Genomic DNA, 12,085 nt, shown 5'->3' with positions numbered 1-12,085 from the left:
CAGCTCCTGCTAGGGTGAAATCTTGAAAACAATCCGCCGGGTCTCGGCCGGAGCCGGCTCCCAGGGACGCTGATAGACGAACTGGACCGTCGCCGTTCCCGGCTCGAGCGCGCGAATGGTCCAGCTATGCGTTCCCGGCGCGCCGGGGAGGCTCTTTCCGGCCTTGTGGCCGCCATCGGAAATCGCGAGAAGATCGAGCCCCGCGCTGGCGCTCGGATCGATGCGCCAAATGTATCCGGTCGAAGGATTTTCCTTATTGGAGACGCTGAACGTCTCGCCGGGTTTCATCCGATGCGCCTCATCCGCCAGGGCTTGCAGGCTCGCCGCGCCGAGGCCGAGGTAAAAAGCCACAAAAAAAGCGACGCGTTTTCTCATGCCAATGCCTCCTCCTGCGCCAGCGCGCGCTGGGCGATAAGCGCTGCGATCCGCAGCGCCGCCAGCGCCGCCCCATCCTCGCGCCCAGCCTCCTCGGCCATGGCGGAGGCCCGAGCCTCATAGCCCGCATCGAAGGCCGCGAGCTCTTCATACAATGCCTGCGCCGTCGCCGTCTTGCCGTCCAGCACGCGGGCGACGCCGAGCCTTTGCAGCCGCTCGGCATTGTCGAACTGGTCGCCGAGAAATGGCGTCACCAACTGCGGCCGTCCGGCGCGCAGCGCCTGCCCTGTCGTGCCGATGCCGCCATGGTGGACGACCGCGCGCGCCCGCGGGAAGACCAGCGAATGCGGCGCATAGGAGGAGACGTGAATATCCGCGCCCATATCGCCGGCAAGCTCCGCGACGTCGTCCTCATGCGCGAGCAGCACGGCGCGCCGCCCGAGCCGGCGGGCGGCGTCGATGCAATCGCGGTAGAAGTCGCATCGCGCCCGAACGACGAAGCTGCCGAGCGTGAAAACGATCGGCGCTTCGCCAGCGTCGAGAAAGGCGGCGAGCGCCGGCGACAGCCGCCCGCCTTCGAGATAGCGATCGTGGAAGGTGTGCCCGGCAATCAAGGTCCGCCGCCCGTGATCCGGCTGCGGCGGCGCTAGCAGCGGGCTGAACAGGCCGACGACCGCGTCGCTGGATTTCACGCCGAGCAGCAGGTCCAGCCCATAACGAGGGTCGAGCCCGACGTCCCGACGCAGCCGACGCAAGGGCTCGGCCCAAAGCGCGATGGCGTGGGAGAGCGACCAGAGCAGGAAGCGGTTATAGACGATCTCGATCGGCCAGGCCGGGGCGCTGCGCAGCGGCATGCGCGAGCCGAGCGGCGGGTCATACGCCGAATAGAGCATCATCGGCGAGAGCAGCGCCGTGACGAGCGGCAGGCCGCGCCGCTCCGCCGCAATCCGGGCGGCGAAGGCGAGGCTGTGCGAGACAACCGCGACGGCGCCCTCGCTCGCCAGGAGAAGATCCGCGTAGCTCTCCCGAAGATGCGGGAAAATCAGCGAGTCGAACAGGAACCTGTCGTCCTCCGACATTTTGCGGGCGATCTCGCCCATATCCATGCCGAGCCGCGCCGTCAGATCGTCGGCGTCGGGCCGGATCGGCGCGAAGGCGATCCCCTCGCCCTGAATAAAATCGGCATAGGCGGCGCTGGTCGCGATGACGGGCGCAAAGCCCTCGCGCGCCAGAGCATGCGCAAGCGCGACAAAGGGATGCAGATCGCCGAGCGACCCGAATGTCGCAATCAGGATTTTTTGGGGAGACAGAGTGGTGGCCTTTTCTTTCTCTGGATAAATCGCCCAAAAAAGCGCATCTGAAAGGTTCGAACTTGAAATGCCGGCCGCCCGAACCCGACAAGCCGGGCCGACCAAAGGTAGAAAATGACTTTCTCACAGACCATCGCCGCCGAAAAGCCCTCGCTTGCCGGCATGACGCGCGCCGAAATCGGCGACGCCCTGCGCGCGCTGGGCCTGCCCGAGCGCGAAATCCGCATGCGCATCTCGCAAATCTGGCACTGGGTTTATTTCCGCGGGGCGCGAGACTTCGGCGAGATGCTGAATGTCTCCAAGACCCTGCGCCAGACGCTCGACGCCGCCTTCGAGCTGCGCCTGCCGCAGATCGTCGAGGAGCAGATTTCGGTCGACGGCACGCGCAAATGGCTGCTGCGGATGCAGCCCGTCGACGCGCTCGATAAGGGCGCGGAGGTCGAGTGCGTCTACATCCCCGAGAGCGACCGGGGCACGCTTTGCGTTTCCTCCCAGGTCGGCTGCACGCTCAATTGCAGCTTCTGCCACACGGGCACGCAAAAGCTCGTGCGCAATCTGACGACCGCGGAAATCGTGGGGCAGCTTCTCGTCGCGCGGCAGCGGCTCGGCGATTTCCCCGACCGCGAGCGCCCCACCGACGGCCTCGTTCCCATGGGCGAAGGCGTGCGCGCGGTCTCCAACATCGTCTTCATGGGCATGGGCGAGCCGCTCTACAATATCGACAATGTCATGGCCGCGATCGACGTGATGGCGGATGGCGACGGGCTCTCGCTCAGTAAGCGCCGCATCACCGTCTCGACCTCGGGCGTCGTGCCGCAGATCGAGCGGCTCGGCGCCGATTGCGGCCCGGCGCTGGCCATATCGCTCCACGCCGTGCGCGACGATCTGCGCAATGTGCTCGTGCCGATCAACAAAAAATATCCGATCAAGGAGCTACTGCAGGCCTGCCGCGACTATCCCGGCGTCAGCAACGCGAGGCGCATCACTTTCGAATATGTGATGCTGAAGGGCGTCAACGACAGCCCGGCCGAGGCGCGCGAGCTGGTGCGGCTCCTGAAGGGCGTTCCGGCCAAGATCAATCTCATACCCTTCAATCCCTGGCCGGGCGCGCCATATGAATGCTCCGATTGGGAGACGATCGAGCGCTTCTCGGACATCGTCTTCAATGCGGGCTACGCCAGCCCCGTGCGCACGCCGCGCGGCCGAGACATTCTCGCCGCCTGCGGCCAGTTGAAGAGCGAGACGGAGAAGCTGCGCGCGAGGGCGCGGCTGGCGGCGCAGGAGGCGGCGGAGTAACCACGGCGGCGGGTCGGATGTCGCATCTCGTTCTTCTCGGCGACTCGACCTTCGACAACGGCGCCTATACGGCCGGCGGGCCAGCGGTAATTTCTCAGGTGAGGAAGCGCATCCCCGTCGGCTGGCGCGCGACGCTCGCCGCCGTCGACGGCGCGACGATGGCCGATGTCGCCGCGCAGCTCGCGCGGCTTCCGGCCGACGCCGAGCGCCTTATCCTGAGCATCGGCGGCAATGACGTCTTGCAGCAGGCCGATATTCTGGGCGCGCCCGTGACCACCAGCGCCGAGGCCATCGAGTTGATCGGCACCGCGGCGCGCCGTTTCGAGGCCGCCTATCGCGACATGCTGCGCCCCTGCCTGCAGATCGACCGCCACACGACAATCTGCACGATCTATTCCGGCAATTTTCCCGAGCCGGCGTTTCAGCGCATCGCCGAGATCGCGCTGACGCCGTTCAACGACGCCATCATCCGCATCGGCGTCGAGCATGGGCTGACCATCCTCGACCTGCGTCTCATCTGCAACGCGCCCACGGATTACGCCGGTTCGATCGAGCCCTCGTCCATCGGCGGCGGGAAGATCGCAGAGGCCATCGTCAGCGCGGCGAAGAACGACAGGAGCTGGCCACGCAGCGCGCGGATCATCGGATGAGCCGCGGCCCCGGATCAGCTCGTGAGACTCTGCAAACCATCGAGATCGAGGAGCGTTATTCGGCCCTGCATCGTCTCGACCAATCCGCGCGCGGCCAGCCCCCGCAGAACCCGCGACACAACCTCTCTCGACGTCGAAAGATGACGCGCGACCTGCTCTTGGGTCATCTCGACATTGGCCTCGCCTTTCGAGCGCCGCAGGAGGAAGGCGGCGACGCGGGCTTCCACACCCTGCGACGCTGTCTCTTCCATTAACGCCATGAGCTCGACAATGCGGCTCGACAGAGCGTCGAAAGTAAATCCTTGAATAGCCGGTTCGAGCGTTAAGAGGCGACGATAGACGTCGCCGGGGACGATGCTGATTTCCGTCTCTCCTTCACTCTCCACCCAAGCCGGATAGGGATGGCGCGAGAACACGCAGCTGATCGCCAATATGCAGGATTGGCCGGGGTCCACCCAATACAGCGTCCCCTCCCGGCCTTCCGCATTGACGTAATAGATCCGCAGCGCGCCGCGCTCGACCAGATAGGCGCCCGCCACCATATCGCCGCGGGCGACAAGCTGCGCGCCGCCAGCGCAGGAGATATGGCGCACCGACGCGCCCAAGAGCTTGCGTCCTTCGGCGGATAGTTCGCCGAGCGATGGAAAGAGCCGAAGGGAAGGAAATGTCATCCGCCGATCATAGTCGGCTTCGGACTCTTGCGTCGACACAGCGGCGAACGACCTTCTTTCACGCATGATTGCGGGTCTCCTTCGGCTCTATGCAATTTCTCGTTTAGCGAGAGCCAACTTCACGCGCCATGGCGCGCGTTTGCGAAAGATGCCCCTCGAAGGCCTGCAAAATTTCGTGCAGATGGGCGCGCAGCTCCGCACAGCTCGCCGCCGGCTCGAGCAGCTTTTTTGCCGCGTCGATGGCGCCTGCGTGAAAGGCCTCTTCATGGCGCAAATAGGCCTTGTCGAATTCAGCGCCTTGCAGCGCCGCGAGTCTCTGCATCGCCGCCGCATGATCGCTCGCCGCCGCAACGCGCTCAGCCGGCGTCGTGGGGGTGACACCGCATTTTTGGGCGAGATCATAAGCGGCTTTGCGTACGCCGATATGGTCCGCGGCAACATGAGCGGCAAGCTTGCGGAGCGCGGCCGACGCCCCCTGAGCGCGCGCGAGCAACGCGGACTCGATGTCGAAGCTGTTGACCTGGATGTAGATCCCTAAAATCTGCCCACCATCGAGGCCCGCCGCTTGAGCGGGGACGCTGGCGGATAGCCACAGGCCTGTCGCCGCGACGATTTGCAGGAATGTCAGTTTTTTCATGGGAACGCCTTCCGGTTCGACTGCTATCGAGGCCGGTGTAAGGCGAAGGCTGCTAGAAGGCTGGAACTAAAGTCACACCCTGCGCGCCGGATCGCGCTTGACCATACGGGCGGCGAAGCCCGCCGCCCCCGCCAGCGCCGCCGTAATCAGCGCATTCCAATTCGCCAGCGTCAGGCCGAGCACGTAGAGCGAGGGCTCGTCGCAACGCACGACCTTCACGGTCTGAAGCTGCTTCATGAAATCCGCCATGGAGCCTGCCTGGTTGACTGCGCCGGAGCAGTCCGAAGGACCGGCGAAAATCTTCCACTCGACGCCGGAGTGATAAACCGAAAGCGCGGCGTCGGCGGCGAAGAGCAAGGCGAGCAGCAGAAAGGCCCCGCGCGCCAGCCCCGCCCTGCCCGTCCGCGCGGTGAAGCCCGCCAGCGGCGCCAGCGCAAAGGCGGCGTAATAGGGAATGCGCTCCTTGTAGCAGAGCTCACAGGGCAGATAGCCGAGGGATTCGTAAAGCCACGCGCCGCCGATGGTTGCGACGGAGGCGGCGAAAATGATTGCGGCCAGAGCCTGTCTTCTATCGAGGTTCATTCGGGACAATCCCCCGGCCCCTCACCCAGCCTCTCCCCGCGCGCGGGGAGAGGAGCCGCGCCGGCGCCGTTCTAGTTCCTCTCCCCGCTTGCGGGGAGAGGTCAGGTGAGGGGCGCGGGGCGCGATCCAGAACGAAAAACGCCGCTCAGAACATCTTGGCGGCAAGGGCGAAGCCGCCGACCACGATCGCCGCCATCACGCTGACGAAGAGGCCGAAATGGCTCTCGAGCTTCGCGCGGATGGCGTCGCCGAAATGGTTGATCGCCGCCGCCAGAATGAAAAACCGCGCGCCGCGGGTGATGAGCGACAATCCGATGAACAGCGGGAAATTATAGGCGAGCAGCCCCGAGACGATCGTCACGAGCTTGTAGGGAATGGGCGTCAGGCCCTTCACCAGAATGAAGATCGCCCCCCACTGGGCGTAAAAGGCGCGCAGGCTCTCCATCTTCTCGGTGTAACCGTAAAGATTGATGAGCCACAGGCCGATGGTGTCGTAGAAGAGCGCGCCGAAAGCGTAGCCGAGCGCCCCGCCCGCGACCGAGGCGATGGTGCAGAGCAGAGCGAAATACCAGGCCTTTTTGGGCTCGGCGAGGGTCATCGGCACGAGGATCACATCCGGCGGCACCGGGAAGAAAGAGCTTTCCGCAAAGGCGATCGCCCCCAGCGCGAAAGGCGCGTGCTTGCTGGCGGCCAGCGACATTGTCCAGTCGTAAAGCTTTTTCATTTTGCCTCGTGAGGTCGGGCCCAAGGCCGTCTAACGCCTGCCGGCAGCGCTTAGCACGAAAACTTTGGCCAAAGAAGGAGAGCGCCGGGTTGACGCGGCGCGGCGCCTCGCTAATATCCGCGCCGCTCGCTGGGTCGACTCACAACCGGCCGCGACGGGCCCCTGTGGCGGAATTGGTAGACGCGCTCGACTCAAAATCGAGTTCCGCAAGGAGTGCTGGTTCGACTCCGGCCAGGGGCACCACCCACCTTTTTCATAGCTTTCCAGAGCCCCAAATTCGCCCCTGCTACTCTCCCTACCGGACCCGGCAGGGCGCGGCGCAGATGCTGCATTTACGGAGGAAAGCATTGATTGTGGTCGTCACCGGCATCCTGCGATTTCCGCCGCAGAACATGACCGACGTCCTGCCGCATTTGCGCAACCTTGTTGAGGCGACACGGCGGCGCGACGGCTGTATCGCCTATGACGCGGCTGAAGATATTTTCGAGCCGGGCCTGATCCGGTTCTCGGAAAAATGGCCCGACGCGGAGACGCTGGCGCGCCATCTGCAAGCGCCACACATCGCCCCCTGGCGCGCTGTCTGCCGGGATCAGGGCCTGATCGAGCGGGCCTTCACGGCTTTCGAGGCAAGAAATCCTCGCGAAGTCTGATGCCGCCAACCGCGGACCGGCTAACCATTCCGGGCGGGGTTTGGCTCCACGCGCGAATAATCACTTCGCCCCTTGGGCGGAGGCTTGTCGAGAAGCCGAAGCTCAGATGTCGTTTGTGGAAAGAATCTTCGGGCCGCTCTGCATCGCTATGGCGCGCGCAGGGTCACACGCCAAACAGAGACGCGCAAAAAGCATCGCTCAACCGGAAACAAGTTGCAGGGCGATTATGAACGCCGCAACGAGAACGGAGAGCATAATTGCGTAAGAGATTTCCTCTCGAATGAACATGTGCCCAGCATCCTAGCCCAAAGACGCGCCTAATTGTCGCATCATTTTCGAGAAAGCGCGAGCCGGTCATTTTGATCCGCCGGGCGATTTCGCACGACCCATGAATCGATCCGAGGCGCTTCGCGCTCCGAATAAACGGCCCGGTCGCTCTACGCGCTAAATAGCCCTCGCGAGAAACGCGTCGGCGCTGTTGCCTGCGGCGCAGGCGCACGCGGCGCCTATTTGTCATCTACGCGGAATAAGCAAACACCGCCGATACGAGCCTGGTTGCGCGGATGCTCCTGTCGAAGCTTGACCTCTCCGTCGACGCCGACGCGGCCATGGGCGCATGGATCGCGCACGAGGCCGTTCCTGGCCGCGTTCGGCTTCGGCATCCGACCCTCCTCGGGCGGGACGAGCAGAGGCTGCAAATCGAAAAGGCGCTGCGACGGGTTCCGGGCGTCGGGAGCGTCAAGACCAACGGGCTGACGGGATCGGCGCTGATCGCCTTTCATCCGCCGGCGACGGCGCAATCGCTTTCACGCGCGCTCGACGCGGCGGCGCGAGAGGCGGAAGCTTGCGCCCCTCCCCTCGGAGCAACCGCGGCTGCATCGCCGAAAAGCCTCTCCGCGGACGCAGACGCCTGCCACGCCGAACCCCTCGCGGCGCTCGTGGCGCGGCTGGGGACACGGCCCGCCGCCGGGCTGAGCGCCGAGGAAGCGGCGGCGCGAATCGCCAAATGGGGACGCAACGAGCTGCGCCCCGCCGAGCGTCGCTCCGCCGCGGCGATCTTCGCCGAGCAGATGGCCAGCCTGCCGGTCGCCTTGCTCGCCGTCTCGGCGGCATTGTCGCTCGCAACCGGCGGGATCGCCGACGCCGTCATGATCGCAGCCGTCGTCGTGGTGAACGCAAGCATCGCCACGGTCACGGAGCGCGAAGCCGACCGCACCGTCCTCGGCATGATTGCCGAGAAGCGGCAACTGGCGACTGTCATCCGCGACGGCGTCAGGCAGTCGATCGATCCCGCCGCTTTGACGGTCGGCGACATTCTCGTGATCGAGCGCGGCGCTTCCGTGCCGGCGGATGCGCGCCTGATCGAGAGCGACGATCTGAGCGTCAACGAGGCGCCGCTCACCGGCGAGGCGCATCCGGCCGCAAAGGACGCGCTGGCGTTGCTGCCGGCGAAAACCCTAGTATCCGATCGCCGCAACATGGTCTTTCGCGGCACGGCGGTGACGGGCGGCTCCGGCGCCGCGATCGTCACCGCCATCGGCGCGCGCACGGAAATCGGCCGCGTGCAAGAGCTGATCGGCGCCGCGCGGCCGCCTGAAACCCCGATCCAGCGCGAGCTCGGCGAGGTCGGACGCGAGCTGGTGATCATCAATGGCCTGATCTGCGCGAGCGTTTTTGCGCTCGGCGCGTACCACGGCCATCCGCTCGTGCGCACGCTGCGCAGCGCGATATCGCTCGCGGTCGCCGCCATTCCGGAGGGACTTCCCGCCGTCGCCACCACGACGCTGGCGATCGGCGTGCAGGACATGCGCAAGCGCAAAGTGCTGGTGCGCAAGATCGACGCGGTCGAGACGCTGGGCGCCGTCGAGGTCGTCGGCCTCGATAAGACGGGAACGCTCACGCAGAACCGCATGGCGGTCGAGGCGCTCCATCTCGACGGCGCAATGCTCGACTTGCAGGGCGGTCGTTTGCTCAAAGACGGCGAAGAAACCGACGGCGCCCTGCGGGAGTTGGCGCGCCGGCTCTTCGAAGTGGCGACGCTGTGCAGCGACGCGGTCGCAATCCGCGCCGGCGACGGCGTGACATTCGACGGCACGCCGACCGAGATCGCCTTGCTGGCCGCCGGCGTCGCGCTCGGCGCCGATCCGGTCGATCTTCGTCAGTCGACGACGGCCATGACGAGCGCCGCACGCGGCGAAGGGCGCAAGCGCATCAGCACGCTGCACGAGACCCGCGATGGCGCGCGTCTGCTGTGCGTAAAGGGCGATCCCGCGGAAGTGCTGGCGCGCTGCGCGTGGCGACGCAGCAGCGACGGCGTCGCCCCATTGGACGACGACGCCCGCGCGGCGGCGCTGAAGGCCAATGAACGCATGGCCGGCGACGCGCTGCGCGTCCTCGGCGTCGCTTATCGTGACGACGGCGGCGATCCGCGCGACGAGCGCGATCTCGTCTGGCTCGGCCTCGCCGGCATAGCGAACCCGATCCGCGCCAGCGTGCGACCCGCGCTGAAGCAATTGCACCGCGCCGGCGTGCGCACGGTCATGATCACCGGCGACCAAAGCGCCACCGCCTTCGCCATCGCGCGCAATCTCGATCTCAATGACGGCGGCGAGCTGCGCGTTCTCGAAGCCGGACAGATCGCCAATATGCCGCCCGAGCTTCTCGAAGCGCTGGCCACGCAACCGCATGTCTTCGCGCGCGTCAGTCCCGTCGACAAGCTCAACATCGTCAAGGCGCTGCAGGCCGGGGGCCGCATTGTGGCGATGACGGGAGACGGGGTGAACGACGGGCCGGCGCTTCGCGCGGCGGATGTTGGAATCGCCATGGGCGGCGAAGGCGCCGACGTCGCGCGCCAAGTCGCCGACATTGTTCTCGCGACCGACGATATGGACGGCATCGTCGAGGCGATAAGGCTCGGCCGCGCGACCTACGCCAATATTCGCAAAGTGCTGCGCTATCTCGTCTCGACCAACGCTTCCGAAACCATCGCCATGCTCGGCGCGGCGCTGGTCGACGCCAGGGAGCCGTTGACGCCGATGCAATTGCTCTGGCTCAATCTGGCGACGGACGCCCTCCCCGCGCTCGCGCTCGGCCTCGAGCCGCCGGAGGCCGAGATTCTCGACCAGCCGCCGCATGATCCCGGCGCGCCGATCATGGGCGCGAACGACTTCCGCCGCGTCCTGCGCGAAGGCGCCGTCATCGGGGCAGCCGCGCTTCTCGGCTATTACAGCGCCGGCGGCTCCAATGGGCATGCGCGCGCGAGCACGATCACTTTCCACGGGCTGACCTTCGCCCAATTGCTGCATGCAATCGCTTGCCGGTCCGAGACCCGCGGCCTTTCGGCGGAAATTCGCCGCCAGCCCAACCTCCGGCTCTATGGCGGCGTCGGCGTGTCCCTGCTCGCTCAATGCGCGGCGCAGTTTCTGCCGCCGACGCGGCGGCTTCTCGGGCTTGCGCCGCTCGGCCCGGGCGACATTCTGCGTATCGGCGCCATCGCCATCAGCAGCGCGCTCGCCAATGATTTTCTGGGCTATCTGGTCGAGCGCGCCGCCGCCCGCCACGAGGAAGAAAGCCATGTCGGCTGACATGATCTTCACATCCCAATCGGTCACGCCCGGCCATCCAGACAAGCTCTGCGACCAGATCAGCGACGCGGCGGTCGACGCCTTGCTGAGAGAGGACGAAACAGCGCGGGCGGTGGTGGAATGCGCTCTCGCCACCGGCGTGCTGTTTCTCGCGGCGCGATATGCGGCCGACGCCCGGGTCGATCTGCCCTCGCTCGCGCGCAAGATCATCATGGACGCCGGCTATGTCTCGAACGGGTTCGACGCGCGCAACTGCTCGATCCTGACGAGCTTGACCGAGCTTCCGCTCTCCACCCGCGAGGCCGAGTCTCCGGGAGACGCGCCGGAGGCGGTCGCGCGCAGGGTGGCGCATGAGCAGGCGAATGTTTTCGGCTATGCCTGCCGGGACACGAGCGAGCTGATGCCGGCGCCGATCAGCTACGCGCATAAAATGGCGAAGGCTTTGGATACGGCGCGCCGCGGAGGCTTTCACGCCTTGTCGCCTGACGCGAAAACGCAGGTCTCCGTGCAATATCGGGACGGACGCCCAGTGCGTATCCACAGTCTGTCGCTCACCGTGGCGCTCGACGACTCTGCCGCGCCGGACACGCAGGATCATCTGCGCACTTTGGCGCTCGACGCCTTGGCAAGCGACGACGTCAGGCCGGACGATGGGACGCAGGTCATCATCAACGCAGGCGAGCCCCTCGACATCGGCGGTCCCGGGCGCCACGCGGGATTGACCGGGCGCAAGAACGGGATCGATTCCTATGGGGAGATCGCGCGCATGAGCGGTTCGGCGCTTTCGGGCAAAGACCCCTCGCGCATTGAGCGCGCCGGCGCCTATGCCGCGCGCTACGCCGCCAAGAACATCGTCGCCGCCGGATTGGCCGAGCGTTGCGAAGTCCATTTGGCCTATGCCATCGGCCAGGCGGAGCCGCTGAGCCTGAGCGTCGAGACCTTCAATACCGGGAAGTTCAGCGACGAGGCGATCACTAAGCGTCTCGCCGCGATCCTCGATTTCCGCCCGGCCGCGATCGTGAAGCGTTTTTCGCTCCGAAGCCGGCCGAAGGCCGCCGGCGCCTCCGGCTTCTATCTGCCGCTTGCAACCTATGGGCATTTCGGACGCGACGATCTCGCGCTCCCTTGGGAGGCGATTGATTTGGTCGAGGCCCTGCGCGGCTAGATCATGGCGTCGTCGCCGCTCTCGGGCGACCGCCAGACGCCGGCGAGATGGCCGGCGTACCACAGCAGCGTGAATGCAGGCGGAAAGAACTTTTCCCGCGTCACCTGCCAGAGCGCGAGCCCGACCAACGCCAATGCGACGAGCGCCTTCGGATCGAACTCGACCGGCTTGTCAGTCTTCGTCGCGGATCGCGCCTTGCCGATTGCGAAAAGCCCCGCTTCCAGCGCCGCCTCGCTGACCTTCTCGAGCGCGTCGCCGTGCTCGATGAGCACGCTGCCGGTGAAGGGCCTCGCCGCCACCTTGTAGACGCTCGGCAGCGCGGACAGACCGCTGGAGACAGAGGCAAAAAAGTCCGAGTCGCCAAGGCGGTCCGGGAACCGCAGACGGGCCCGGCCCGGCATGGCGTGCGCGATTTCGGCGATTGGCAGGCCGGCGCCCATG

General features: G+C 66.0%; 12 protein-coding genes and 1 tRNA gene. 6 read left to right on the top strand and 7 right to left on the bottom strand.

From position 1 onward, the window contains the following. Nucleotides 1-9: 9 nt before the first annotated feature. Together QMG84_RS09850 and QMG84_RS09845 are read right to left on the bottom strand one after the other, a co-directional pair. Nucleotides 10-375: a protease inhibitor I42 family protein gene (locus QMG84_RS09850; protein WP_281927585.1), complete on the bottom strand. Its 366-nt coding sequence runs from the start codon at nucleotides 373-375 to the stop codon at nucleotides 10-12. Next, nucleotides 372-1,790 carry a glycosyltransferase gene (locus QMG84_RS09845; protein WP_281927583.1) on the bottom strand — a complete coding sequence of 473 codons (1,419 nt, stop codon included), beginning with the start codon at nucleotides 1,788-1,790 and terminating at the stop codon, nucleotides 372-374. The genes QMG84_RS09850 and QMG84_RS09845 overlap by 4 nt, the downstream gene beginning before the upstream one ends. Nucleotides 1,791-1,799: 9 nt before the next feature. Between QMG84_RS09845 and rlmN the strand changes: the two genes are divergently transcribed. Both rlmN and QMG84_RS09835 read left to right on the top strand, forming a co-directional pair. Next, on the top strand, nucleotides 1,800-2,981 hold the full coding sequence (gene rlmN / locus QMG84_RS09840; RefSeq protein ID WP_281927581.1) for a dual-specificity RNA methyltransferase RlmN: 1,182 nt from the start codon (nucleotides 1,800-1,802) through the stop codon (nucleotides 2,979-2,981). 17 nt (nucleotides 2,982-2,998) lie between these two features. Then, nucleotides 2,999-3,631, top strand: a complete 633-nt coding sequence (locus QMG84_RS09835; protein WP_281927579.1) for an SGNH/GDSL hydrolase family protein — start codon at nucleotides 2,999-3,001, stop codon at nucleotides 3,629-3,631. A 14-nt stretch (nucleotides 3,632-3,645) separates the two neighbouring features. Here the strand turns inward: QMG84_RS09835 and QMG84_RS09830 are convergent, their stop codons facing one another. From QMG84_RS09830 to QMG84_RS09815, 4 genes are all read right to left on the bottom strand, one after another. Then, nucleotides 3,646-4,368, bottom strand: coding sequence for a Crp/Fnr family transcriptional regulator (locus QMG84_RS09830; protein WP_281927578.1), 723 nt, complete (start codon nucleotides 4,366-4,368; stop codon nucleotides 3,646-3,648). Nucleotides 4,369-4,405: 37 nt separating this feature from the next. Then, entirely contained in the window at nucleotides 4,406-4,939 is a 534-nt protein-coding gene (locus QMG84_RS09825; RefSeq protein ID WP_281927577.1) for a DUF4142 domain-containing protein, read from the bottom strand. A 72-nt stretch (nucleotides 4,940-5,011) separates the two neighbouring features. Then, a complete protein-coding gene (locus QMG84_RS09820; protein WP_281927575.1) occupies nucleotides 5,012-5,521 on the bottom strand; it encodes a disulfide bond formation protein B in 510 nt (169 codons plus the stop codon). Between the two features lie 145 nt (nucleotides 5,522-5,666). Next, complete coding sequence (locus QMG84_RS09815; RefSeq protein ID WP_202071689.1) at nucleotides 5,667-6,245, bottom strand: YqaA family protein; 579 nt, start codon at nucleotides 6,243-6,245, stop codon at nucleotides 5,667-5,669. Between the two features lie 158 nt (nucleotides 6,246-6,403). Between QMG84_RS09815 and QMG84_RS09810 the strand changes: the two genes are divergently transcribed. The 4 genes from QMG84_RS09810 to metK all read left to right on the top strand — a co-directional run bounded on the left by QMG84_RS09810 (nucleotide 6,404) and on the right by metK (nucleotide 11,644). Next, nucleotides 6,404-6,488 (top strand) — tRNA-Leu (locus QMG84_RS09810). A gap of 110 nt (nucleotides 6,489-6,598) precedes the next feature. After that, nucleotides 6,599-6,895 (top strand): putative quinol monooxygenase, encoded by a 297-nt coding sequence (locus QMG84_RS09805; protein WP_281931962.1) that lies wholly within the window; start codon nucleotides 6,599-6,601, stop codon nucleotides 6,893-6,895. 563 nt (nucleotides 6,896-7,458) lie between these two features. Beyond that, a complete protein-coding gene (locus QMG84_RS09800) occupies nucleotides 7,459-10,479 on the top strand; it encodes a cation-translocating P-type ATPase (RefSeq protein WP_281927572.1) in 3,021 nt (1,006 codons plus the stop codon). Further along, nucleotides 10,469-11,644: a methionine adenosyltransferase gene (metK, locus tag QMG84_RS09795; RefSeq protein ID WP_281927570.1), complete on the top strand. Its 1,176-nt coding sequence runs from the start codon at nucleotides 10,469-10,471 to the stop codon at nucleotides 11,642-11,644. The genes QMG84_RS09800 and metK overlap by 11 nt, the downstream gene beginning before the upstream one ends. Here the strand turns inward: metK and QMG84_RS09790 are convergent. Further along, nucleotides 11,641-12,084, bottom strand: coding sequence for a hypothetical protein (locus tag QMG84_RS09790; protein ID WP_281931961.1), 444 nt, complete (start codon nucleotides 12,082-12,084; stop codon nucleotides 11,641-11,643). The genes metK and QMG84_RS09790 overlap by 4 nt on opposite strands. Between the last annotated feature and the right edge of the window lies 1 nt (nucleotide 12,085).

This window comes from Methylocystis iwaonis (assembly GCF_027925385.1).
GTDB lineage: Bacteria > Pseudomonadota > Alphaproteobacteria > Rhizobiales > Beijerinckiaceae > Methylocystis > Methylocystis iwaonis.
The sequence above is the reverse complement of the archived record's forward strand: the minus strand, read 5'-3'. Positions and strand labels throughout refer to the sequence as shown.